Source organism: Nocardia mikamii NBRC 108933 (genome assembly GCF_001613505.1).
Classification (GTDB): domain Bacteria; phylum Actinomycetota; class Actinomycetes; order Mycobacteriales; family Mycobacteriaceae; genus Nocardia; species Nocardia mikamii.
Genome location: NZ_BDCM01000016.1, coordinates 202,263 through 225,500, shown reverse-complemented (window position 1 = coordinate 225,500; position 23,238 = coordinate 202,263). Strand labels below are relative to the sequence as shown.

Sequence of the window (23,238 nt, the reverse complement as noted above, 5' to 3'; positions counted from 1 at the left end):
CGCCGCGCGCACCCTCGACGCGCCGCCATCAGTCCTGCGCCGAGGCGCTACGAGGACACACACGGCCACGGCGAGAACACAAAGTCTTGGCAGGAACACCCCAGCAGGAACACAAAGCCCTGGCGGAAACGAAAAAGGTCCCGGAACCTTCTGGTTCCGGGACCTCTTCACTAGTAGCGGGGACAGGATTTGAACCTGCGACCTCTGGGTTATGAGCCCAGCGAGCTACCGAGCTGCTCCACCCCGCGTCGGTGAACACAACATTACACACGAGTCGACAGACGTAGCAAATCCGGTGCTCAGGACCGGTTTCGGCGAGCATCGACGCGATCTTCCCCCTCGGCCGCCGCAGCTCCCGCCCGCGAAATAACGGCCGCCACCCTCGCGGATCGCATCGACACCGCCCACCGACCGCCGAATCCCGCCCGCGGGCCCGAATCGGACGAATCGGCGACGCGATACGGAAGCCTCGCAACACCCCGAATGAGCAGAACTCGCGTGGGAAACGCGCGCGTTTCCAAAAAGCCCGCCCGAAAAACGTGACCCGGCCCACTATTTTCGCGTGATTCACCGCACATAACGACCGCATAACGAACGACCGGAATGCCCGAACATTACATAGCCAACCTGCATCAACGCCCGAATCCGGTTATTCGCTTCATGCAATTGTCTCTGTTATCAAGACGTGATCTGTCGAGATCTGTTCGTTATGGTCGAGTGCGGCCCGGATCGACCCCGTGATGGGCTCCGACCCGAACCGCTGCACACCGGCAACCCTGCCCCGCGGTTCGGGGATCCCCGACCTCCTGGGGGCAGGGACTCGGCGCACCATCGCCGGGCCGGCGGGCGCAGGGAGGGACACCACCATGAACAAGAACCGGAAGATCAGCAGTCGCGCCCTCGGCTTCGCCGCCGTCGCCGGCGCCCTTGTTGCCGTCCCGTTCGCAGCTTCCACCACTGCTTCGGCTGCGCCCGCCCACGACTGGGACGGTGTCGCGCAGTGCGAGAGCGGCGGCAACTGGAATATCAACACCGGCAACGGCTACTACGGCGGGCTGCAGTTCACGCAGTCCACCTGGAGCGCCAACGGTGGCAGCGGCTCGCCGCAGAACGCGAGCAAGGATGAGCAGATCCGCGTCGCGGAGAACGTGCTGCAGACCCAGGGCCCCGGCGCCTGGCCGGTGTGCGGTCAGTACCTGCGCTACGCGCCCGCCGAGGAGACCCCGCCGGCACCGGCCCCGCAGCCCGAGCCGGCCGCACCGGTGCAGCTGCCGAACGATCGCCAGGACCTGATCAACAAGGCCGCCGACGCCGGCAAGCAGGCCGCGCAGCAGTTCGGCGTGGGCGAGCAGTTCCAGCAGATCCTCGACCAGAACAGCGGTCTGATCGACTCCCTGGGCCGCTGAGCCGCGGCGCGGTAGTTCCGCGCCCGCCGCGACCCGAACACGTTCGGCGCTGCCATCCTCGTGATGGCAGCGCCGAAAGTCGTTGGGGCCGAAGTCGTACGGGGCCGAATGCGCACGGCGCCCCGGATGATCCGGGGCGCCGTTGTCATCGATCACCGGCCGCCGCTAACCCCCGGCCTTGTTGTAATCGTCGATGGCCTTCTGCAGGCCTTCCAGCGCCTTGCCCAACTGCCCGAGGTCACCGGACTTCTGCGCGTCTTCGACTCCCTTCAGGGCGTCGTTGAGCTCCTTGACCGCGGCGTCCTTGCCTGCCGACCCGGTCGTGGGCGGCGGCGCCGTCGTGGAGGGCGGCGCGGTGTTCTGGTTCGACGGCGGTGGTGAGGTACTGCCCTGCTGGCCGGGCGGATTGATCGCCGCCTGCCCGGGCTGCTGCGTCGTTGCGGCGCCCAACCCGTCCTGGACGTCGTTGAGGGCATCACCCAGCGTGGACTGATAGCCCACCTTGTCCCCGTAGGAGGCCAGGACCTTCACCAGCTGCGGGAACGACGCCGTGGTCGGTCCGCTGTTGCGCTCGAGGTACCAGGGTTCGACGTAGAGGATGCCGCCCTCGCCGATGGGCAGGGTGAGCAGATTCCCGTATTTGATCTTGTTGGTGTTGCCACCGGTCAGCAGCGTCCGATCGTTCGAGACCCGGGCATCGGTGGTCATCGACGTCTGGACCTGTTGCGGGCCCGGCGTCTGCGAATCCGTCGGCAGCTTGAGCACGGTGAACTTGCCGTAGTTCTCCGGATCCGACGCGACCTGGATGTAGGCCGCGAGGAACTGGCGTTTGAAGCCGACCATCGCACTGGTCAGATTGAACTGCGGCCGACCGGTTTTCGGATCGCCGATCAGCACGTAGTACGGCGGCTGATGCGCGTTGGTCGGGGTGTCGGAGGTCGGATCGTTGGGGACCGACCAGAACGCGTTGTTGGTGAAGAACTCACGCGGATCGTTGACGTGGTAGCGCGCCAGCATCTCGCGCTGCACCTTGAACAGATCCTCCGGATACCGGAAGTGCGCACGCAGCTCCGGCGAGATCTCGCTCTGCGGCTTCACCGAGTTCGGGAACACCCCGCGCCAGGCGTTGAGCACCGGATCGGTGGGATCCACGTCATAGAGATTGACCGTGCCGTCGTAGGCGTCGACCGTGGCCTTGACCGAGTTGCGAATGTAGCTGACTTCCTTGCGCGGCAGCGTGCGACCGGTGTTCTGGTCGATGCTGTCCTCGACCACGCCTTCCAGCGAGGTACGTTGCGCATAGGGGAAGTTGTCCAGTGTGGTGTAGGCGTCGACGATCCACAGGATGCGCCCGTTCACCACCGCCGGATACATGTCGCCGTCGGTGGTCAGCCACGGCGCCACCTGCTGCACGCGGCTGCGCGGATCGCGGTTGTAGATGATCTTCGAATCCGAGCCGATGGCGCCGGAGAACAGGATGTTGCGTTCGGCGTACTTGGCGGCGAAGGCGAGCCGGTTGAACCAGTTGCCGATCGGGACACCGCCCTGGCCGGTGTAGGTGTACTGCTCGGTGCCGGTGTCGTATTCGCGCGGCGGCTGGTTGTTCCCGCCCACGATGGCGTAGTCGGCATCGGATTTGGAGATCATCTCGCCGTAGTAGATGCGCGGCTGATCGACCGGGATGGCCTGCTTGTCCTTCGGCGTGAACAGATCGCTCACCGTCGACTTGTCGCCGACGTTGAAGACCGGATATCCGTATCCGCCGCTGGAGCTGCTGGTGCCGGCGCCGGTGGCGGCCTGCTGGGTTTCCTTGGGCGGGGCCACGTTCACCCGGTTGGCCGGGGACGCGACGAAGCCGTCACCGTGGGTGTAGACAGTGTGCTTGTTGATCCAGTCGGTCTGGTTACCGGACAGGTTCTGCGGCACCAGTTCGCGAGCGGCGACGATGTAGTCCTGCTTCTCGCCGTTGATGGTGTAGCGGTCGATGTCCAGCGGATCCGGGAAGCCGTAGAAGTTCTGCAGCTGCTGGCGCTGGATGAAGGTCTGGGTCAGCAGATTCGGATCCAGCAGCCGGATATTGCCGATGGTCTGCTGATCGGCCGGGATCGATCCCGGATCCTTGGTCTGCGAACCCTTGTAGTCGACGTAGGAGACCTTGTCGTCGGTGAGCCCGTAGGCCTGCCGGGTCGCCGTGATGTTGCGTTCGATATAGGTCGCTTCCTTGGTGGCGGCGTTCGGGCGCACCTCGAACTGCTCGACCACCAGCGGCCACACCGCGCCGACCAGGATCGACGACAGCAACAGCAGGGCGGCCGCCATCGCGGGCACGCGCAGATCGCGCAGCACCACACCGGCGAAGAACGCGACGGCGCAGATGATCGCGATCGACATCAGGATCAGCTTGGCCGGCAGCACCGCGTTGATATCGGTGTAGGAACCACCGGTGAAGGTGGGCTCCTTGCGGGTGCTCGACAGCAGCGAGTACCGGTCGAACCAGTAGGCGACCGCCTTCAGCACCACGAACGTGCCCGCGATCAGCGCGAGCTGGATGCGGGCCGGACGGGTCAGCGTTCCCTCACGCCCGGACAGCCGCAGCCCGCCGAAGATGTAGTGCGTGACGAGATTCGCGAAGAACGCGATCACCACGGCCACGAACAGCCAGTTCAGCAGCAGCTTGTAGAACGGCAGATCGAAGGCGTAGAAACCGACGTCGATGTTGAATTGCGGATCCTTGATCCCGAACGAGCCGCCGTGCAGGAACAGCTGCACCGTGACCCAGCTCGACTGCGCGACCAGACCCGACAGCAGGCCGACCAGTACCGGAATGCCGATGCCGAACAGCCGCAACCGGCCCATCACTGTGGTGCGATAGCGCGCGATCGGATCGCTGGGACCGGACACCGGGACGAAGACCGGTCGGGTGCGGTAAGCGGCCAGCAGCGCCAGCCAGACCAGTGCCCCGACCACGACCGCGACGATGAGGAACAACAGGAGCCGGGTGACGAGCACCGTGGTGAACACCTGGCGGAAGCCGACCTCGCCGAACCACAACCAGTTGGTGTATGCGTCGGTCAACCGCGGGCCGACCAGCAGTAACGCCGCAATCACGAGCGCGGTGATCAGCAATATCCGGCTGCGTCGAGACAGCGAAGGTAAGCCTGTCGGGGGGCGCATGCCCACGATGCCACTCTCCCAGGTCCGGCGGCGTACCGAAGCGATTGTCGGCCGATACACCGCAGTCCGATGATGCGTGTGGTCCCTGCGGACCGTCTCTCGCGCCCCACTCTACGTAAAACGGGTCGGCTTGGATCGCGATGGCTCCGGTATGCCGTGGCGGGGACGCGGGCGCTCACGGTGGACGTACAGTGTCGGCCGTGACTGTGGACAATCCCTCCTCCGCCCTGTACCGCTGCATCCGGGACGTGGCCGAGTTCGCCGACACCGAGGGCTGGGATCAGCCGCCGCAGTTGTTCGCGCTGGTGCCGACCGCCGACCTGGTGGCCGCCGAGCCGACGCTCGAGGATCAGCTCGATGACGGGGCCGCCTTGACTCCCATTGCCCAGGAACCGCTTCCCGACGATCTGACCGGCGATTCGATGGCTCTCGACGAATTCCTCGCCACCACCAGCTGGCCGCCCGCCGTCGAGGGGGTCGTGCTGGTGCAGCAGATCGTGGTGCTGCCGCCGACCGCCGAACGCACGCTCGACGAGGCCATCGCACCGCTGCTGGCCGACCGCGACGCCGCCGACCGCGCCGGCCGCGACGCCGCGCAGACTCATCCCGAGCGCCGCGACGCCCGCCTCTACGCCGGCGTGCTGCGCGACGGAGTCTCCTTGTGCCTGTTGCAGTTACGCCCCGAAGAGGACGAGGCCTTCCCAGAACTGGATCTGCGGACCGCGCCGAACCTGGCTCCCAACCTGGTCGACGCGCTGCGCCACACGCTCGAGAACGAGCCGGACTAACCGCAGCTGGGGGCGGGACGTCCGGCGTTGATGTCGTCGAGCGACTGCACCGCGCTGGACAACGTGTCGACCTTCACCAGTTTCAGGCCGTCCGGGGTGCGCTGCCGGGCCTCGTTGCAGTTGTCGGCGGGGACCAGGAAGGTCTCCGCACCGGCGTCGCGGGCCGCGATCATCTTGTACTGGATACCGCCGATCGGGCCGACCTTGCCCTGCGGATCGATGGTTCCGGTGCCTGCGACGAAACGTCCGCCGTTGAGTTCACCGGGGCTGAGCTTGTCGATCAGGGCCAGGCTGAACATCAGACCGGCCGACGGGCCGCCGATATCGGCGAGGTTGAAATCGACCTGCAGCGGACCGGCCGGCACCTCCTGCGGGGTGACGCCGAGGTAGGCCTTGTTCGAATCGTCCGGGCGCGCACCGAGTTTCACCTCGACCGTCTGTTCCACGCCGCCGCGGCGGATCACCATCGGGATCGTCGTGCCCGGGGCGGCGCCCTGCACCGCGTCGATCACGTCCTTGGAGGTCGTGATCGGTTTCCCGTTCACGCTCACCAGTTCGTCACCCTTCTGCAGCACCGCTTCGGCCGGGCCGTCGTCGGCCACCACGCGCACCTGGACCTTGGTCGGATACTTCAGGAAGTTCAGGGCCGCCAGTTCGGCGTTGTCCTCGGATTCCTTGAAATCGGCCTGGTTGGACTTGTCCACCTGGTCGCGGGGAACGCCGGGCGGGTAGACCTCGGCGCGCGGCACCAGGCCGTAGCGGCCATCCACCCACAAACCCATCGCCTCGAATATATTCAGCCCGTCGCGAACGGACACCGTCGTCATGTTCAGGTGTCCCGAGGTCGGATCCACCGCGGCACCCTGCACCGCGACGACCTGCTTTCCCTCTACCTCGCCGAGGGTATTGAAGGTGGGACCAGGGCCGAGAGCGACGAACGGCACCGTCACCGCACTGCCCACCACACCGAGGACTAGCACGGGCACCAGAGCCGCTATCAAGGTGATGATCCGACGATTCACCCGGCCCACAGTAGCGGCTCCACGATCACCATCCGCGTAGCCTTGGGGGCATGAGCGACGTGCCCTTCGGATTCTCGAACCGCGACGACGATCCCGACCGCGACAAGCGTGACGATCAGGCCGGTTCCGGAGCGAACAACCCCTTCGCCTTCGGCATGGGGTCTTCGGGCGCGGCCGGATTCGATCCCGCGGCCTTCGGCCAGATGCTGACCTCGCTCGGGCAGATGTTCTCCACCATGAGCCAGCCGGGCGGCCAGGCGAGTCCGGTCAACTACGACGTCGCCAAGCGGCTGGCTCGCCAGCAACTCGGTTCGACCGTCGCGCCGATCACCGAGGGTGCGCAGCGCGCCGTCAGCGATGCCGCGCATCTGGCCGAACTGTGGTTGGACGCGGCCACCACCCTGCCCGCCGGGGCCACCAAGACGGTCGCGTGGTCGCCCAACGATTGGATCGAGCAGACACTGCCGACCTGGAAGCGGCTGTGCGATCCGGTCGCCGAGCAGGTCTCGGGTATGTGGAGTTCGACACTGCCGGAGGAGGCCAAGCAGTTCGCCGGGCCGATGCTCGGCATGCTCGGCCAGATGGGCGGACTCGCCTTCGGCTCGCAGCTGGGGCAGGCGCTGGGACAGCTCGCCCAGGAGGTACTGACCTCCACCGATATCGGGCTGCCGCTGGGTCCGGCCGGAACCGCGGCGCTGCTGCCGAGCGCGATCAGCGAATTCAGCAAGGGCCTGGAGCTTCCCGAAAGCGAGATCCTGGTCTATCTGGCCGCCCGCGAGGCCGCTCACCAGCGGCTGTTCGCCCATGTGCCGTGGCTGCGGCAGCAGGTGCTGGGCGCGGTCGAGGATTACGCGCGCGGGATCCGCATGGACTTCTCCGCGATCGAGGAGGCCGCCCAGAACATCGATCCGATGTCGCTGACCGACCCGTCGAAACTCGAGGAACTGCTGTCGCAGGGCACCTTCGAACCGCAGACCACCCCCGAGCAGAAGGCCGCGCTGGAGCGGCTGGAAACGCTGCTGGCGCTGATCGAGGGCTGGGTTCAGGTCGTCGTGGCCGAGGCGGTCGGCGACCGGCTGCCCGGTGCGGGTGCGCTGGCCGAGACGCTGCGGCGCCGCCGCGCCACCGGCGGTCCGGCCGAGCAGACCTTCGCCACGCTGGTGGGCTTGGAGTTGCGCCCGCGCAAGCTGCGCGAGGCCGCCACGCTGTGGCAGCGGCTGACCACCGACGCGGGGATGTCGGCGCGCGACGCGGTGTGGGCGCATCCGGATCTGCTGCCCAGTTCCGAGGATCTCGACAAGCCGAGCGGCTTCATCGACGGTGTGATCGGTGGCGGCGCCAACGTTTTCGACGATCCGCTGGCGCAGCTGGCCGAGACCGAGGCGCGCGAACGCCGCGAAGGCGCTGCGGCGCAACAGGAGCGGCCGAACGAGGACTCCGACGGCGACACCGGTGACGAGCGCGGCGAGAACGAGGACCGCTAGCCGCGGCGTCACCGAGTCCGGTCGGCGCGGTTCAGCCCAGTCGCGCCTCGGCGGTCGCGTAGCCGAACAGCTTGCGCCCCTTGGACAATGCGTCGACCACGACGGTCACCATGCGGCGCCGCGAACTGAGCCAGCCGACCTGGCCGCCGAACAGGATCGACGCCGGAGCGTCGGAGTCGACGGGCAGATAGTGCATCTTGGGTGCGTACTGCACCCGCAGTTTGGTCAATGCGATCGGATCGCCGAGCCAGCGGCCGAGGTAGCCGGCGACCAGGCCGAGCGTCAGCATGCCGGGCGCCGCCCCCGTCGCGGTGCCGGACCGTTGCGGATCCACGACGCCGGCGTGGCGCATCACATCGTCGGCCGCGACCGTGACGGTGTCGGCGGGCAGATCTGCGCCGACCGCCAGCGGGCCGAGATCGACGTTCGGGCGCGGTAGCGGGGGTTGGATCCGGTCCCGCTGCGGCGTGCGCAGACGCCGTTGCGCCGGGACCGGTTCGAGATCGTGCGGCCGCCGGGGCGCCCCGGATCGCGTACGGGTTCCGGGCTGGGTGTGCACCAGCAGGGTGGAGGAGCCGCTGGCCACGACCTGATCGTCGGCGTCGCGCAACAGGGTGGTCACCGAGACCACGTCGTAGTCGCGGTAGTGGCGGAAGGATTCGAATCCGATATCGCAGCTGATGCGGTCGCCGGCCAGCAGCGGGCGCACGATTTCCAGCGTGCGGTCGGCATGCACGACCCGCCCGCTGTGAAAACCCGGCACGAGTGCGTCCAGCGTGCGTTCCTCGGCGCGCATCCACACCGTGGTGGCGAAGGTCGGCGGGGCCACCAGGGCATCGAATCCGCGAGCGGCGGCGGCACGTTCGTCGCAGTGGATGGAGTCGGTGGCGCCTATCGCCCGGGCGTACTCGCGAATCGTGTCCGCGGCGATCGGCCGATCACCGCGAGTTCGAAACCGATGTTCGCCGTGCAGCGGCGCCACCGGTGGCACGTCGAGGGATGCGCTGACCATATTGCTCCTTTAACCGACCCGAATCGACCCGATTGTCGGCCGCCGGTGGCCGGGCGTTAGCACTCTCTGCTCCGGTCTGGAAAATTCACGGCGAGTCGTCGGCGAGTTTTGTGAAACGGTGCGTTCACAGTGATGCTGCGACATCACCCGAAGCCCCCTGTGGACAACGCCGAACCTGTGGATAACCAGCAGTTTTCCCGCGGGCGTGCCTCGGCCTGCCGACAATACTGAGCCCATGACGTTGTCACACGCACGTGGACCGATGTTGCATCCGCGGGTGGCGGTTCTGCGCCGGCCCTCGGGTGCGGTGCAATTGGGATGGGACCCCGAACACGCGGTACTCCTGCACCCGCCCGCCGTCGACACCGATGCGGTCGTCGCGTTCGTCCGGCTGCTCGACGGTCTGCACAGCCATCCCCAGCTCCTGTGGGAGGCCGGGCAACTCGGCCTCGGTGGCGTGGCCCTGGAACTGTTACGAGATATCGACGCGGCCGGACTGCTGGTCCGGCCGCGGGCCCGCCGCACTCGCGTGCGGACGGTGCATGTACACGGCCGCGGGCCGCTGGCGGATTCGCTGCACAGCGGTATCCGGCAACTGGGCATCACGCCGACGCGGTCGAGCGAATATCGCAGCGGCGCACCGGATTCGCTGCCGAGCTCCGATCTGGTGATTCTCACCGACGCGCTGGTCCCGGTGCCGGAGCTGGTCAGCATGCTGCTGGTGCGCCGAATCCCGCACCTGCAGGTGCGTATCCGCGACGGGCACGGCGTGATCGGGCCGCTGGTTCTGCCCGGCGGCACCAGCTGTCTGCGCTGCGCCGATCTGACCCGCACCGAATTCGACGCCGAATGGCCGCATCTGGCGGCGCAGCTGCTCGGCCGGACCGGCTACGCCTCCCCCGCCACCATTGCCGCCACCGCGGCCCTGACCTTGCGTGAAATCGAATCGATCATCGAGGGCGCCGCCGACGACCCGCCCCGAACTCTGGACACCACACTGGAATTGGATCCGCACACCAGGCGCATCGCCCGGCGTCGCTGGACCCCGCACGCGGACTGCGCCTGCCGCCGAATCGCGGCCACGGGGACCGAAGCGCCGGACGACGATCGCGCGGCCTCCGTCGCCGGAGGACAGGTATGAGCGCGACGAAGGTAGCCCGCGCAGCGGCCCGCTCAGTGCTCACCGGAGGGCGAGTCGGTGAAGGACCAGACGGCCGCCGGACGTCCGGTCGCCTTGGTGCGCATCCGTTCCCCGGTGCGGGTGAGCCCGGGGATCGCGGCGAGGGTGCGGTTGAGGTTGCCCGGGTCGGGACGAGTACCGGACAACGCGGTGGCCAGGGCCACGGCGCGGGTGGCGGGGAACTGCTCGCCGATCAGCGCGCGGGTGAAAGCGAGATCCTTCCACAGCATGTCGGCGAGCCGTTCCCGGGCGACCTCGACGATCATGGTGTGGTCGAAGGCCAGCGGCGGGACGTCGTCGAACGGAACCCATCGGACATCGAGAAAGTCTGCGGTGCTGCCGGTTTCACCATTTTTCGTTCCATGGGCATCGCCGGAGACATCGCCGCTCATCTGCTGAACACCAGCAGAAGCATCCGGCCCGGCCTGCTCGGCAATGCCGGGCTCCCCGCCGTTCGACTGCTCGGCACCCGCGGCTGCGGCGTGACCGAGAACCGCCCACATCGCGATCGAGAGCGTCGGACCGCGTGGATCACGATTCGGCTCGTCGAACGTGACCAGTTGCCCGACAGCGAGGATCGCGTCGTCGGGCACACCCAGTTTGCTGTGTACCGCGCGACGGGCCGCCGCCGCGAGCCGCTCACCGCGGCCGAGCAGCACACCGGGCAGGGCGAGCTCACCCGCGAACGGATCCCACTGCCGGGGCGCCACTGCGAAGGTGACGGTCGTGTCGTCGGCGCCGAATCGAAGCGCGACGACATCGAGCGATACGGCGGATTGCTGCTCCACGGCGAACCATCATGCCGCAGCCGCGACCCGGGCCACGCGATCGGCACGATCGGGCCCGTGCCCGGTCAGCACCACCGGAGCCCCGAGCCGGTGTTCCACATATTCCGGTACGTCCGCGGGCAGCGCCACGAGATCGGGTGTGCTGCGCGAGACGAGGCCGGTCAACCACCGCTGATGGTCCAGATCCCGCCAGGGACCGCAATCGAGCCGGTCCCGATATCCGTCCGGGGCGAAATAGCCTGCGGCGGTACGCATATCGTCGCGACCGGCCACGAGATCCAGATGGTTGACGGCGAGCGCGTCGATACCCCCGCACGCTTCCACGGCATAGCGCAGCAGGATCGGATCCAGATGCCCGACGCGGAAGACGCCCTGATACGGGCCGGTGGCGTTGTGCGGCTCCGGGATCGACAATGCCGCATCCTCGGTCGGAAAAGGGCCGGCGCCGTGGCGAGTCTGGTACGTGCGTGTCACTCCGAGTACCGTGCCCGGTTCCCCGATGCGCGTCAGCATGGCGCGGGCATGGCGGGGCTCCACCGTCGACCAGGTGGTGTAGGGGTGCAGGCCCCGCCATTCGTCGAGCAACACGCCCTGGGCGCCCTCGAAGATCAGCCGGCCCGCGGCGGCGAACACCGCGAGCTGCTTGCCCGGCACCAGCGCCACCGACCGCCCGAATTCCGTATAGGCCTCGACGAGGACGTCGATCGGTTCGTAGCCGTGCCGCCCGCTCGCCAGCAGCGGTGCGAAGTGCCGCTCCAGCGCGATCAGTTTGCGGCGCAGGATATCCGGAGTGCGACAGTCCCGGACCCGGGGCGCATGGTGCTCGAGGGCGTAGCGCACGGTCTCCCCGATACCCATCCCGCAGGAACCGTGCCGGCCGGCGCCCCGCGCATCCTCCCGGCAGCGGTTGGCGGCCCCGTGGATCGGAGTGGTCAGCAACGCCCGCTCGTCGACGAAGATCGATCCCAGCGGATCGGCGACGCCCAGCGCGATCAGCGCTTCGGCCTCGGCGGCCAGGGCGATCGGATCCACGAGCACGTGCCGCGACAGGACCGTCGGCACGCCCGACAGTGTGCCCGATCCGAACTGCCGGAAGGTGTGTCGCCGGCCGTCGGCGATCACGGTGTGGGCGGCCTGCGCGCCACCGTTGAAGCGCACGACGGCCGCGACGTCCAAGCCGGCCTGTGGCGAGCACAGCCAATCCACGGTGGCGCCTTTCCCGGCGTCGCCGAATCCCAGATCGACCACGATCACATGCCGGTCGCCGAACATGGTTATTTCCCTTCGCTTTTCGGATCGGATTCGCGGTCAGAACCGGACGTCGTCGTCGCCCGGGGTCGCCGCCGGCAGCGCGCCCGCGGCGCGGCGACCGGCGGGAGTACCGAGCGGGGCCAGTGCCTTACCGACGACGTCGGCGGCGTCGGCGGACCCGATGTCACGCAGGTCGGTCAGCCCCGCACCCAGATCGACGCGGTCCTCGCCGATGCCGATGGTCAGGGCGATGAGTTCGCACACCGCCGCCGGATCGTCCAGGCGCAGAACTCGCTCCCCGAGCACTCCCCGCCAGTGCTCGAGGATTTCCGGATCGGTGTAGTAGTGGGATTGATTCGGCAGGATGTAGTACACGTGCCACCGATCGGCCAGCTCGCGGTAGATCGAGGGAACCGAAATATCGTGGGGCACATCGTCGCCGATCACCCGGCGCACGTGCCCGGCCGCGAGGCGCGGCTTGTTCAGCTCGTCGCCCACGATGAACAGATACCCCTTGCGTCCGCGCTTGTCCCACGCGTCGGTCGCCGTGTGTCGAGCCATGAAATACGCGGCCAGCTCGTAGCTTTCGGACTTCTGTCCGCCACCGCCGCCTTCGAGCAGAATCAGCCGCAGTTGTTCGTCCATCCGATTGTCGGATTCGAACTGCCCGATCTGCAGCGGCACCCGATCACAGTCGGCATCGCCGATCCCGCCGAACAGAATCTGCGGATCCTCGGCGTACCCTTTGCGCTGCAGCAGTCCGTGGAGGGTAGCCAGTTTCTCCTGCATGATGCGCGGGACCCGCCCCATCGACCCGGTCACGTCGAACAGCACCGCGATCGGCAGCGAGGCCCCGTGCTCGGCGGAGTCGCGCGATTCACGCGCTCCGACGCCGAAGGGGTCGAGCAGCGGATGTGCGACCCACTCCGTATAGGGCTTGGCTCGCATGTCGGCGGTGTAGCCGAAGTCGTCGAGTCCGCGGGCGGCGCGGAAGGTGCGGGCGGCGTCGTAGGCGCTGTCGTCCCACTGTCCGTATCCCATGGTGATCACTGTTCTTTCGGTAGTTCGAACGGCCGGAAGCGGCGGGCGCCGTACAGCCGGTCGAGCAGGTCGTCGAATTCGTCGAGCAGGGTGCGGGCGTCGGGCCGCAGCCTCGGTGCCGATTGCAGACATCCCTCGGCGAAGGCGCGCATCGGCGCGGGCGCGCGGGCGCCGAGCATGGTGAGCAGCAGCCGGTGGGCCAGATACACATCGGTACGCGGGCAAACCCCGGTGCCGATTTCGGGTGGATAGTCGATCGAGGCCGGCGTGGCCGCGGGCACTCGCCCGGGGCGAGTGGCGAACGACCAGCCGACCAGCACCACCCCGTGCAGCCGGGGATGAACGAGCACGTTCTCCGCGGAGACCGCGGTGTGCACCCAGTGCGCGGTCGCGGCGCCGGCCAGGCAGCGCAGCAGCCGCCGGTGCATCCAGGCGTAGTCGCGCGGGTCGAGCCCTCGTGGAAAGGCGGCGTGAACCTGAGCCAACGTCACGAACCCGTCGGTCAACGCGTCGAGCACGTTGATCGCGCGAACCTCCCCCGAGGCGGTATCGGAGTGGTCGACGGTGTCGATCAGGCGCGGAAAGTACGGTGCCAGCCACGCGTGCTCCCCCGTGAGCGCGGCGATGTCGGTCAAGGCGTTTCGCTCGTTCGCCAGCAGCGAATTCGCGGCAGGGCGCCGTGCGATTTTCGCCACTGTGGCCGACTCGGTGCGGTACACGTCCGCGACGGAACCGCGGGCATGCATCGCGCCGAGGCGATACCGCCCCCGCACGCCACCCACCTCGAAGGCCTGCCCGGCCGCGAGCCAGCTTCGGTACAGCTCGCCGAGGTGGACGAATGCCGCGGTGGCCCGCTCGGCCTCGGCGGCGGGCACCCGGTCCGGATGCAGCGCGGCGGCCAACCGCAGATACGTCCGATGCGCGCTGCGGCGAACGGCGGAATCCGTTGTCGCCGCGCCGAACAGATCTTCCGGACGTCGCACCCCCCGAATGGCCGCCGCGGCCTCTCGCGTTGTCGTCATAGTTTTAGTCTAATCGACTAAAACATGCCACACCAGACCTCGGGCCAACTTTTAGTCGAAACCACAAAAACTTGCGGCCGCAGCCCGCCGACCACCACGGATGCGCCGTTTCTCATGCGCTCGTGCGCACCGACCATCGCCCGGACCGGCCCCACTGTGACCGATGACACGTCTCGGTCCGGGGGTCGAGTTCACGCAATTCACATGGCACGCGGCACGGTGGGTCAGCCATGATGGGGGTGTGTCTGAGATTGTGCGCCGTAGCTCATCCCGCAACGCCAAGTTGGCGAAGATTCCACTCGGTATCGCGGGACGGGCCGCTGTGGGGTTCGGTCGCAAACTCGCCGGCGGCGACAAGGGCGAGATCAATGCCGAGTTGAATCAGAAGGCCGCCGAGCAGATCTTCACCGTTCTCGGCGAGCTCAAGGGCGGCGCAATGAAATTCGGGCAGGCGCTGTCGGTGCTGGAGGCCGCCGTACCCGAGGAGTTCGGCGAGCACTATCGCGAGGCGCTGACCAAACTGCAGGCCGCGGCCCCGCCGCTGCCGGCCGCGGCGGTACACCGCGTGCTGGATCAACAGCTGGGCACGGGGTGGCGCAAGCGCTTCCGCTCCTTCGACGACGCCCCCACCGCCTCGGCCAGTATCGGGCAGGTGCACAAGGCCGAGTGGTCCGACGGCCGCACGGTGGCGGTGAAGGTTCAGTACCCCGGCGCCGACGAGGCGCTGCGCGCGGACCTCAAGACACTCAATCGGATGGCCGGCATGATCGGCGCCGTCATCCCGGGCGCCGACGTCAAACCCATTCTCGCCGAGATCACCGAACGCACCGAGGAAGAGCTCGACTACCGCACCGAGGCCGCCAACCAGCGTCGTTTCGCCAAGGCCTTCGACGGCCACCCGCGGTTCCTGGTGCCGAAGGTGGTGGCCGGGGCGCCGAAGGTGATCGTCACCGAATGGCTCGACGGCACCGCGGTCTCCGGAATCATCAAGCGCGGCGAACAGGATCCGGCGGGCACGGTCGAACTGCGCAACCGCGTGGCCACCCTGATGGGTGAATTCCACTTCTCCTCCCCCGCCCTGGCGGGCCTGCTGCATGCCGACCCCCATCCCGGCAATTTCATGATGCTCGACGACGGCCGGTTGGCGGTGCTGGATTTCGGCGCGTGCGCGCCGCTGCCCGACGGGTTCCCGCCGGTACTCGGCCAGATGGTGGCGATGGCGGTCGAGGATCGGTTCGAGGAGCTGACCGATCTGATGTACACCAACGGCTGGGTGATCCCCGGCCGCACCGTCACGCATGCGGAGATCGCCGACTATCTGCGCCCGTTCACCGATCCCATCCGCGAGGATTCGTTCCACTTCACCCGCAAGTGGATGCAGCGCGTGGCGGGCAAGGCCACCGATGTGAGCCGCCCGGAGATGAAAACCGGTATGTCGCTGCAACTTCCGGCCGAACACATCATGGTGTTCCGGGTGCTGATGGGTTCGATCGGCATCTGCGCACAGCTCGACGCCGAGGTGCCCTTCATGAAGCTGATGCACGACTGGGTGCCCGGCTACGTCGAATACCGCAGCGCCAGTTGATCCTTCGCCCCGCCGGGCGCCGAATATGGGACAAGCCCCGCATCCGATGTCGGATGCGGGGCTTGTTCGTGTTCCCAGAAGTGGCCGAGGCGGATCCGCACTCGGCCCGAACCGGCGCCGATCACGCCAGTGCGACCTTCCGCGGGCGGCCGCGCGGCCGCTTGCGGGCGATCACGACGCCCTGTTCGAAGATCTCGCCACCCCAGACGCCCCAGGGCTCACCGCGATCCAGGGCGGCAGCGAGGCAGCCCTTGCGGATCGGGCAGGAAGCGCACAGTGCCTTGGCCTCTTCCAGCTGGGTGGGGCTTTCGGCGAACCACAGGTCCGGGTCACCGACTCGGCAGGGCAGGGCGAGCGCGACACCGCGGGTGCGGGCCGGCCTCGAGGCCTGGGTCGATCGGCATGTCACGCGAGTAACGGTCGCGGTGGACACGTCTTGCTCCTTCAGCTCGTGCAGCGGTCGTTTCGTTGTCTTCCGCGAAACCGGTGCCGGTGGCTGGAGGCCGAAAAAGAACTGTGGCCACGGTTTCGCTTCGGGCGATCCGTGGCCAGGAGGCTGCGGTAGCTGGTGCTACCTGAACCGACTTCGATGTCGGCTACTGATCACGGTCGCTGGGTGTGCGTTGCGGAGGCGGACTGCCTGCAGATTCGCCGTCATACGATCGGCTTCCACTGCGAAGGCGTCGGCAGCGTCGGTGTGGAAACCGATGTGTGCCTGATGCCAACCCCACTCGGACTTGTCTGCGGCAATTGCATATGCGGGCGCTTGCGGTCGAGCACCGATAATGCTTGCGACAGACAGACCGGTCCCCTGCAAGGCGAGGACCCCCCGGGAGGCGGACACGACAGAAACCACCGGTGCCACAACGCTTCTCGAAGCGAGAGTCACGATGTTGTTCATTTTGTCTACCTCCCTCCTACTCGTTATCCGACTGATCACTGTGCGCGCCGGAATGCCCTCCCAGCGCGTGATCACCACCCTACGGGTGCGATACACAACCGCACAACCTATTTTTCACCTGCGGTTTTGTCATTCGCGGCACGCCCGCCGAATCACCGGTTGCGCACCCGTGATCGCACGATCGCGAGCAGCTCGGGACCGAACTGCTGCGACTTCTGCTGACCGATGCCGGGAATCGCGGCCAACGCGTCCTCGTCCATCGGCACCTGTTCCGCGATCGCGGTCAGCGTTTTGACGCTCACCACCGCGAACGGTTTGATCTGCAATTCCTCGGCCCGCTGCCGCCGCCATTCCTGCAGCGCGCCGAGCAGTTCGGTGTCCACCTCGGCCGGACAGCCCGAACACCGCCCGAGCAGCGTGTCGGTGGAATTGAGCAGCGAACGCCCGCACACCCGGCAGACCGGCAGCCGGCGGCCACGACCACCCCGCGTCCCCGCCTGCTGAGCGACCATCGACGCCGGGGAATCCTCCGGCACCAGCCCGGTGAGGAATCGGCTGCGCCGCCGGTTGCGCCGCCGGCCGTCGGCGCGCGACAGCGCCCAGGACAGCCGCAGATGTTCGCGCGCGCGGGTCACGCCCACGTACAGCAGCCGCCGCTCCTCCTCCAGCGCGGCCTCGTCGGTCACCGCGCCGCCCTCGCCGAGCACATGGGCGATGGGCAGGGTGCCGTCGGTCAGGCCGACCAGGAAGACCGCATCCCATTCCAGCCCCTTGGCCGCGTGCAGCGAGGCGAGGGTGACGCCCTGCACCGTCGGTGGGTGGCGGGACTCGGCGCGCACGGCCAATTCCCGCAGCAGCCCGGCGAATTCGAGGACGGGATCGTGGGCGGCGAGTTCCTCGGTGAGCTGTACCAGGGCCACCAGCGACGACCAGCGCTCGCGAGCCTGCGCACCGGCCGGCTCCTCGGCGGTGAGTCCCAGCCGGGCGAGGACCGCGCGCACGAGCGTCACGACCTCGCGACCGCGGGCCTCGGGCAGGTCGTCGCGGGCTCCGGCCTGGCGCAGCGCCTGCACCGCCTGCCGGACCTCGGCCCGCTGGAAGAACCCCTCGCCGCCGCGGACCTGATAGGGAATGCCCGCCTCGGTCAGCGCCTGCTCGTACACCTCGGACTGAGCGTTGATGCGATACAGCACGGCGATCTCGGCGGCCGGAACACCCCGCCCGAGCAGGCCGGCGATGCCCTTGGCGACGGCGGTGGCCTCGGCGACCTCGTCGTCGTACTCGGCGAAGGACGGTTCCGGCCCGTCGGCGCGCTGCCCGACCAACTGCAGCCGGGTCCCCGCGATCCGGCCGCGCGCGGCGCCGATCACGCGATTGGCCAACGACACCACCTGCGGCGTCGAACGGTAGTCGCGTTCCAGCCGCACGACGGTGGCGTCGGGGAACCGGCGGGAGAAATCGAGCAGATAGGCCGGGCTGGCGCCGGTGAACGAGTAGATCGTCTGGTTGGCGTCGCCGACCACGGTCAGGTCGTCGCGATCGCCGAGCCACGCGTCGAGGACGCGCTGCTGCAGCGGGGTCACGTCCTGGTATTCGTCGACGACGAAGCATCGGTAGCGGCCGCGGAACTCCTCGGCCACGGCCGGGTAGTCCTCGAGCGCGGCGGCGGTGTGCAGCAGCAGGTCGTCGAAATCGAGCAGCAGACCGTCCGGGGTGTTCTTCAACGTCTCGTAGCCGGTGTAGACAGCGGCGATCTTGTCCGCCTGATACGGAATGTCGCGGTGGTGGCGCTGGGCGGCGCCGGCGTAGTCCTCCGGCGCGATGAGCGAGGCCTTCGCCCATTCGATCTCGCCCGCCAGATCACGCACGTTCTCCGTCGCGGTCGGCAGCCCCACGCGCTGGGCGGCCTGGGCGACCACCGCGAATTTGGAGTCGATGAGCTTCCACGGCACATCGCCGACGATCTGTGGCCAGAAGTACTTCAGCTGTCGCAGCGCCGCGGCGTGGAAGGTGCGCGCCTGGACCGTCTGCGCGTCCCCACCCAGGCCGAGCGCGCGCAACCGGGCCCGCAGCTCACCGGCCGCCCGGGCGGTGAAGGTCACCGCCAGCACCTGGTCGGGTCGCACATGCCCGGCCGAGACCAGATGCGCGATCCGATGGGTGATGGTCCGGGTCTTGCCGGTGCCCGCGCCCGCGATCACACACACCGGCCCGCGCGGCGCCCGCACCGCGGCAGCCTGCTCGGGATCGAGCCCGTCGAGCCGCAGGCTGGTCGATGAGGTCGGGGCAGGCACGCGCTCCATCATGACAGGCACCACCGACATCCGCGCCGCCGCGACGACGCCCTCGGTTGCCCGGCGCCAGGGTGCGCAGCGCGTTGCCCTCGGCCCGGCGCGACCGTCGCTCAACTCCGCGCGTCGCGCAGTGTCCGCAGCGATGCGGCGAAGTCGGCGGTCCGGGCCTGCAACGGCCCGAAGAAGGACCGGTCGCAGTCCTCCACCGCGACGATCGCGCGATTCACCAGTGCCACACCGGCTTTCGTGGGGGCCAGGGATTTGGCGCGCCGGTCGTGCGGATGATCGCGCCGCTCGATCAGGCCCTTCTGTTCGAGGGCGCGCAGCACCTGCGAGGTCATCATCGGGTCGGTGGCCGCATGGGCGGCCAGATCGCGCTGCGTGATCGGGGTGTCGGCATCCGATCCGCCGAACCACGTCAGCGCTGCCAGGAGAACGAATTGCACGTGGGTGAGATCGAACGGGGCCAGCGCCGCGCGCACCGCCGCCTGCCACCGGTTGGTCACCTGCCACAACAACAGGCCCGGACTCTCGTCGGCACTACCGAATTCCGTTCGCAGCGTGTGGGTTTCGTCGCTCACCCGGCCGCACCCGAACGCTCATCCGCGTCCTCGCCCAGCATGGCCTGCGAGATGACCGCGAAATCGTGCGCGCTCAGTTCCACCACACCGCGCCGCAGCACGATGCCCCAGTTGGGGACGCTGGTGAGATCGAGATCACTGCGCACGGTATCGATCGCGACATCACGCGCGTCCGGGCGATAGGTCACCGCGCGTCGCCACGGCCGGAAGCAGCCGCCCGGATCCTCCGCCTGCCACACGGGCCGGTCGTCGACCGTGCCGATCGCGGTGAACGACTTGACCGGTTCCCCCTCGCGCATACCGGTTCGGGGCGAGTAGTAGACGAGCCCGTCGCCCGGCCGCATCCGTTCGACCGCGGCACGCTTGCCGTGATTGGCCTGCGCGATGCCGAGCGCCATCCCGCGACGCACGTGATCGCGGGAGACGACGGCCAGCCAGTACTTGTTCATGACGTCCTCCTCGAACGATTCAGTGGGTGCCCGGAACTGATTCAGCGGGCGACCGGAACAGCGCGGCGCGCCTCGGCCGTCTCGACCAGCGCCGCGAGGTCGCGATGGACGGAATCGGCCAGTCCGCCGCCCATCAGCGCCGACCACAGCCGGCGCAGCGGGCCGGTCATCGAGATGGTCACCGTCACCTCCGCGCCCGCGGCCGTCCGCACCACGCGATGGGCGAAGGTCAGCCGAGCGCCGAACAGCCGCGAGACGTCGACGAACTCCTCGTCGGTCAGCTTCTCGACCACGAACGCCACCTCGGGTCCCCCTTTCGGCTTCAAGGTGCCCGTGGCGCCCTCGACGAAGGGGCCGTCCAGCCGGACCCACTCGGTGTCGGCGTTCCATTCCGGCCAGGCGGCCATATCGGCCCAGACCGCGAAGAAGTCGGCGGGCGCGGCGGTGGATACGGCGTGAGCTGCGGCGATCTGTGTCATGCATTTAGTATGCGCGCTTACTATCTGTTTGACAAGCCCCCGCCGGCAGAGGTCACAGCCGGCCCGTGGGAACACGGAAAACCCATTCGATGTTCAATCAGGCGTGACTGCTACTGACCTGACCATGTACTCGACGACCTGGTGCGGCTACTGCCGCCGCCTCAAGAAGCAACTCGACGAGGCGGGGATCACCTACACCGTCGTCGACATCGAACAGGACCCCGAAGCGGCCGAATTCGTCGGCAGCGTGAACGGCGGCAACCACGTGGTGCCGACCGTCAAGTACTCCGACGGATCCACTGCCACCAACCCGAGCCTCGCCCAGGTGAAGACCGCGCTCGCCGCGATCGGCTGACCGGCAGCGGGTCGCGGGCGAATCAGCCTGCCGCAGCCCAGGATTCGACGATGGTGCGGGCGATGGAGATGGAGCCCGGCAGCAGCAGCCGCTGCTGCTCGGCGTTTCCGGTGTCGCCGGTGACCGAACCCCACGCACCCGCGGCCAGCGCCGTGCGCACCTCGTCGCGGGTGAACCAGTGGGCCTCGGCGATCTCGCCGTCGGAGAAGACCAGCGGCGCGTCGGGATCGGCGACCGCGGCGAACCCCAGCATGAGCGATCGCGGCAGCGGCCACGGCTGACTGCCGAGATAGCGGATATCGCGCACCGCGACGCCGACCTCCTCGCGGACCTCGCGCTCGACACAGCGTTCCAGCGACTCCCCCGCCTCCACGAAACCGGCCAGCAGCGAGAACATCTTCTCCGGCCAGTTCTGCTGACGGCCCAGCAGGACCCGGTCGCCGCCGTCGTGCACCAGGCAGATGATGGCCGGGTCGATGCGCGGGAATTCCTCGTGCCCGGAAGCGTTGACGCGCGACCAGCCGGCATTCGACACCGTGGTCGGACTGCCGTCGACCGCGCTGTAGCCGGCGCGGTCGTGCCAGTTCAGCAGCGCCAGCGCGGTGGACAGGATGCCGAGGATCACATCGTCGAGGTGCAGCGCGCTGCCCACCACCCGCAGGTCCATCAGCTGACCGTCGAGTTCGTTGTCGCGAATCGCCCAGATGTGCGCGCCGTCGACCACACCCAGCAGCACCGCCTCCGGCGCCGGCTCGGCCGCGTAGTCCAGCGCCGCTTCCAGGACGAGCTGATCGCCGTCGATCCGCACCTGCCCCCGCCGGTTCATCCGCACCAGCTTGGCCTCGGCCCACCCTTGCTTGAGCGCCTGTTCGTCCGAGCGCAACGTCTCGGCCCGATCGAGGGCGGAACGCGACAGCAGGGGAAGACCATTCAGTTCGAATACCGACACGCTTCGAGAGTATCGCGGTGGTCGCGCGGGCCCGGAGGAGGCAGCCTGCGCGACCCCGCCGGGCACCGCCGTCCGGGCTATTTGTTGTGCACGCGGCGGATGTAGAGCAGTTTGTCGCCGGTCTCCAAGGCATCGACCTCGGGCTCGTCGACACGGATCAGCGTGCCCTCCCGGACCACGCCGAGCACGATGTCGCGCAGATGCCGCGGCGAGCCGCCGACCTCGTCGGATTCCACGTCCCGCTCGGCGATCGCGAAACCGGCCTCGGGGGTGAGCAGGTCCTCGATCATGTCGACGACGCTGGGGGTGGTGGTCGCGATACCGAGCAGCCGGCCCGCCGTCTCCGAGGAGACCACGACCGAATCGGCACCGGATTGCCGCAACAGATGGGTGTTCTCGGCCTCCCGGATCGAGGCGACGATCTTGGCCTTGGCGTTGAGTTCCCGCGCGGTGAGCGTGACCAGCACCGCGGTGTCGTCACGGTTCGCGGCGATGACCAGCGAGGACGCGTGCTGCGCTCCGGCCAGCCGCAGCACATCCGATTGCGTCGCCGAGCCGTGCACCGTCACCAGCCCGGCGTTGGCCGCGGCCTCCAGCACGGTCGCGTCGGTGTCGACCACCACGATCTCGGCCGGTTGCACCCCGTCGCCGAGCATCGCGTCGACCGCGGTCCGGCCCTTCGTGCCGTAACCGACGACCACGGTGTGATTACGCACCTTCTGCCTCCATCGCTGAATTTTGAACGCCTGTCGTGACCGCTCGGTGAGCACCTGCAGGGTGGTACCGACCAAGACGATCAGGAACAGCACGCGCAGCGGGGTGATGACGATCGTGTTGACCAGCCGCGCCTGCTCCGTGATCGGGGCGATGTCGCCGTAGCCGGTGGTCGACAGCGAGACCGTCGAGTAGTAGGCGGCGTCGAGCAAGGTCAGCTCCTCGCCGCGGTTGTCGTGATATCCCGCGCGGCCGAAATAGACCACCAATGTCGCCGCCACCAGCAGCAGTACCGCGAATGCGACCCGGCGGGTCAGCGAGACCCAGGGACTGGTCCGGATCTCCGGAATACGCAGAATGCCGACCAGCGCGTAATCGGGGCGTTCCGTCAAACGGCCCAGACCTCGTGAGCTGTCACCGAACACGGCATCCCCCGGACATGTCGTTGCTCACCTGTGCCACAGATCGGCAGCGTACCGGCCGGATGCCGACTCCACGGACTGGGCACGCGAGTGGGAACCGCCCGGCGTGAGTGGGCAGGAGCGGAGGCGGCAGCGCAGCGTCACCACGAAGCGACCCCACTCACGCCCGAACAACACAGCGTGAGTGGACAGGAGCGGAGGCGGCAGCGCAGCGTCACCACGAAGCGACCCCACTCACGCCCGAACAACACAGCGTGAGTGGGCAGGAGCGCAGGCGGCAGCGTAGCGTCACCACGGAGCGACCCACTCGCGGCGGAGAGACGCGGCGGCGGGGCGAAGAA

At 68.2% G+C, this 23,238-nt stretch carries 20 protein-coding genes and 1 tRNA gene; 6 read left to right on the top strand and 15 right to left on the bottom strand.

All coding sequences use genetic code 11. The annotated features are described in order from the left end of the window. Nucleotides 1-174: 174 nt before the first annotated feature. Nucleotides 175-248 (bottom strand) — tRNA-Met (locus NMI01S_RS26860). Nucleotides 249-866: 618 nt separating this feature from the next. Between NMI01S_RS26860 and NMI01S_RS26855 the strand changes: the two genes are divergently transcribed. Further along, nucleotides 867-1,406: a transglycosylase family protein gene (locus NMI01S_RS26855; protein ID WP_063001458.1), complete on the top strand. Its 540-nt coding sequence runs from the start codon at nucleotides 867-869 to the stop codon at nucleotides 1,404-1,406. A 165-nt stretch (nucleotides 1,407-1,571) separates the two neighbouring features. Here the strand turns inward: NMI01S_RS26855 and NMI01S_RS26850 are convergent, their stop codons facing one another. Continuing rightward, a complete protein-coding gene (locus tag NMI01S_RS26850; RefSeq protein ID WP_084513303.1) occupies nucleotides 1,572-4,586 on the bottom strand; it encodes a UPF0182 family protein in 3,015 nt (1,004 codons plus the stop codon). 134 nt (nucleotides 4,587-4,720) lie between these two features. Here NMI01S_RS26850 and NMI01S_RS26845 point away from each other — a divergent pair, with 134 nt between their 5' ends. Then, complete coding sequence (locus NMI01S_RS26845; protein WP_439956303.1) at nucleotides 4,721-5,368, top strand: PPA1309 family protein; 648 nt, start codon at nucleotides 4,721-4,723, stop codon at nucleotides 5,366-5,368. Here NMI01S_RS26845 and NMI01S_RS26840 read toward each other — a convergent pair. Then, entirely contained in the window at nucleotides 5,365-6,390 is a 1,026-nt protein-coding gene (locus tag NMI01S_RS26840; protein ID WP_218021121.1) for a YlbL family protein, read from the bottom strand. The genes NMI01S_RS26845 and NMI01S_RS26840 overlap by 4 nt on opposite strands. 50 nt (nucleotides 6,391-6,440) lie before the next feature. Here NMI01S_RS26840 and NMI01S_RS26835 point away from each other — a divergent pair, with 50 nt between their 5' ends. Then, nucleotides 6,441-7,874 (top strand): zinc-dependent metalloprotease, encoded by a 1,434-nt coding sequence (locus NMI01S_RS26835; protein ID WP_063001456.1) that lies wholly within the window; start codon nucleotides 6,441-6,443, stop codon nucleotides 7,872-7,874. Nucleotides 7,875-7,905: 31 nt separating this feature from the next. On the opposite strand, the gene NMI01S_RS26830 is transcribed toward NMI01S_RS26835, so the two are convergent. Then, entirely contained in the window at nucleotides 7,906-8,886 is a 981-nt protein-coding gene (locus tag NMI01S_RS26830) for an FAS1-like dehydratase domain-containing protein (protein ID WP_063001455.1), read from the bottom strand. A gap of 235 nt (nucleotides 8,887-9,121) precedes the next feature. Between NMI01S_RS26830 and NMI01S_RS26825 the strand changes: the two genes are divergently transcribed. Then, nucleotides 9,122-10,027 carry a TOMM precursor leader peptide-binding protein gene (locus NMI01S_RS26825; RefSeq protein ID WP_084513302.1) on the top strand — a complete coding sequence of 302 codons (906 nt, stop codon included), beginning with the start codon at nucleotides 9,122-9,124 and terminating at the stop codon, nucleotides 10,025-10,027. Between the two features lie 32 nt (nucleotides 10,028-10,059). Here NMI01S_RS26825 and NMI01S_RS36065 read toward each other — a convergent pair whose 3' ends face one another. Genes NMI01S_RS36065 through NMI01S_RS26805 form a run of 4 tightly spaced genes read right to left on the bottom strand, consistent with a single transcriptional unit; the run spans nucleotide 10,060 to nucleotide 14,168 of the window. Then, complete coding sequence (locus NMI01S_RS36065; protein WP_063001453.1) at nucleotides 10,060-10,854, bottom strand: NUDIX hydrolase; 795 nt, start codon at nucleotides 10,852-10,854, stop codon at nucleotides 10,060-10,062. A 9-nt stretch (nucleotides 10,855-10,863) separates the two neighbouring features. Further along, nucleotides 10,864-12,126, bottom strand: a complete 1,263-nt coding sequence (locus tag NMI01S_RS26815) for an adenylosuccinate synthetase (RefSeq protein ID WP_063001452.1) — start codon at nucleotides 12,124-12,126, stop codon at nucleotides 10,864-10,866. 36 nt (nucleotides 12,127-12,162) lie between these two features. Next, nucleotides 12,163-13,146 carry a hypothetical protein gene (locus NMI01S_RS26810; protein WP_063001503.1) on the bottom strand — a complete coding sequence of 328 codons (984 nt, stop codon included), beginning with the start codon at nucleotides 13,144-13,146 and terminating at the stop codon, nucleotides 12,163-12,165. A 5-nt stretch (nucleotides 13,147-13,151) separates the two neighbouring features. Continuing rightward, nucleotides 13,152-14,168: a hypothetical protein gene (locus NMI01S_RS26805; protein WP_063001451.1), complete on the bottom strand. Its 1,017-nt coding sequence runs from the start codon at nucleotides 14,166-14,168 to the stop codon at nucleotides 13,152-13,154. Nucleotides 14,169-14,409: 241 nt separating this feature from the next. On the opposite strand from NMI01S_RS26805, the gene NMI01S_RS26800 reads away from it, so the two are divergent. Further along, a complete protein-coding gene (locus NMI01S_RS26800; protein ID WP_063001502.1) occupies nucleotides 14,410-15,753 on the top strand; it encodes an ABC1 kinase family protein in 1,344 nt (447 codons plus the stop codon). Between the two features lie 121 nt (nucleotides 15,754-15,874). Here the strand turns inward: NMI01S_RS26800 and NMI01S_RS26795 are convergent, their stop codons facing one another. The 5 genes from NMI01S_RS26795 to NMI01S_RS26775 all read right to left on the bottom strand — a co-directional run bounded on the left by NMI01S_RS26795 (nucleotide 15,875) and on the right by NMI01S_RS26775 (nucleotide 20,457). Continuing rightward, nucleotides 15,875-16,186, bottom strand: coding sequence for a WhiB family transcriptional regulator (locus NMI01S_RS26795; RefSeq protein ID WP_084513300.1), 312 nt, complete (start codon nucleotides 16,184-16,186; stop codon nucleotides 15,875-15,877). A 620-nt stretch (nucleotides 16,187-16,806) separates the two neighbouring features. Continuing rightward, nucleotides 16,807-18,960, bottom strand: a complete 2,154-nt coding sequence (locus NMI01S_RS26790; protein ID WP_439956302.1) for an ATP-dependent DNA helicase UvrD2 — start codon at nucleotides 18,958-18,960, stop codon at nucleotides 16,807-16,809. Nucleotides 18,961-19,058: 98 nt separating this feature from the next. Then, the gene (locus NMI01S_RS26785) at nucleotides 19,059-19,529 is read right to left on the bottom strand and encodes a MarR family winged helix-turn-helix transcriptional regulator (protein ID WP_245717041.1); all 471 of its coding nucleotides are present in this window, start codon (nucleotides 19,527-19,529) and stop codon (nucleotides 19,059-19,061) included. Continuing rightward, nucleotides 19,526-19,978, bottom strand: coding sequence for an EVE domain-containing protein (locus NMI01S_RS26780; RefSeq protein WP_063001450.1), 453 nt, complete (start codon nucleotides 19,976-19,978; stop codon nucleotides 19,526-19,528). Before NMI01S_RS26780 ends, NMI01S_RS26785 begins: the two co-directional genes overlap by 4 nt. A 41-nt stretch (nucleotides 19,979-20,019) precedes the next feature. Further along, the gene (locus NMI01S_RS26775) at nucleotides 20,020-20,457 is read right to left on the bottom strand and encodes an SRPBCC family protein (protein ID WP_063001449.1); all 438 of its coding nucleotides are present in this window, start codon (nucleotides 20,455-20,457) and stop codon (nucleotides 20,020-20,022) included. 103 nt (nucleotides 20,458-20,560) lie between these two features. Between NMI01S_RS26775 and NMI01S_RS26770 the strand changes: the two genes are divergently transcribed. Continuing rightward, complete coding sequence (locus NMI01S_RS26770; RefSeq protein ID WP_269750196.1) at nucleotides 20,561-20,812, top strand: mycoredoxin; 252 nt, start codon at nucleotides 20,561-20,563, stop codon at nucleotides 20,810-20,812. Between the two features lie 22 nt (nucleotides 20,813-20,834). Here the strand turns inward: NMI01S_RS26770 and nudC are convergent, their stop codons facing one another. Next, nucleotides 20,835-21,761, bottom strand: coding sequence for an NAD(+) diphosphatase (nudC, locus tag NMI01S_RS26765; RefSeq protein ID WP_063001448.1), 927 nt, complete (start codon nucleotides 21,759-21,761; stop codon nucleotides 20,835-20,837). Nucleotides 21,762-21,838: 77 nt separating this feature from the next. Then, on the bottom strand, nucleotides 21,839-22,900 hold the full coding sequence (locus tag NMI01S_RS26760) for a potassium channel family protein (protein WP_063001447.1): 1,062 nt from the start codon (nucleotides 22,898-22,900) through the stop codon (nucleotides 21,839-21,841). Nucleotides 22,901-23,238: the final 338 nt, after the last annotated feature.

What these genes read in the sequence shown, in the direction of transcription:
- NMI01S_RS26805 (WP_063001451.1), bottom strand. Translation starts at nt 14,168, where the DNA reads ATGACGACAACGCGAGAGGCCGCGGCGGCCATTCGGGGGGTGCGACGT.
- NMI01S_RS26815 (WP_063001452.1), bottom strand. Translation starts at nt 12,126, where the DNA reads ATGTTCGGCGACCGGCATGTGATCGTGGTCGATCTGGGATTCGGCGAC.
- NMI01S_RS26830 (WP_063001455.1), bottom strand. Translation starts at nt 8,886, where the DNA reads ATGGTCAGCGCATCCCTCGACGTGCCACCGGTGGCGCCGCTGCACGGC.
- NMI01S_RS26845 (WP_439956303.1), top strand. Translation starts at nt 4,721, where the DNA reads ATGGCTCCGGTATGCCGTGGCGGGGACGCGGGCGCTCACGGTGGACGT.
- NMI01S_RS26835 (WP_063001456.1), top strand. Translation starts at nt 6,441, where the DNA reads ATGAGCGACGTGCCCTTCGGATTCTCGAACCGCGACGACGATCCCGAC.
- NMI01S_RS26855 (WP_063001458.1), top strand. Translation starts at nt 867, where the DNA reads ATGAACAAGAACCGGAAGATCAGCAGTCGCGCCCTCGGCTTCGCCGCC.
- NMI01S_RS26780 (WP_063001450.1), bottom strand. Translation starts at nt 19,978, where the DNA reads ATGAACAAGTACTGGCTGGCCGTCGTCTCCCGCGATCACGTGCGTCGC.
- NMI01S_RS26790 (WP_439956302.1), bottom strand. Translation starts at nt 18,960, where the DNA reads ATGATGGAGCGCGTGCCTGCCCCGACCTCATCGACCAGCCTGCGGCTC.
- NMI01S_RS26825 (WP_084513302.1), top strand. Translation starts at nt 9,122, where the DNA reads ATGACGTTGTCACACGCACGTGGACCGATGTTGCATCCGCGGGTGGCG.
- NMI01S_RS26775 (WP_063001449.1), bottom strand. Translation starts at nt 20,457, where the DNA reads ATGACACAGATCGCCGCAGCTCACGCCGTATCCACCGCCGCGCCCGCC.
- NMI01S_RS26810 (WP_063001503.1), bottom strand. Translation starts at nt 13,146, where the DNA reads ATGGGATACGGACAGTGGGACGACAGCGCCTACGACGCCGCCCGCACC.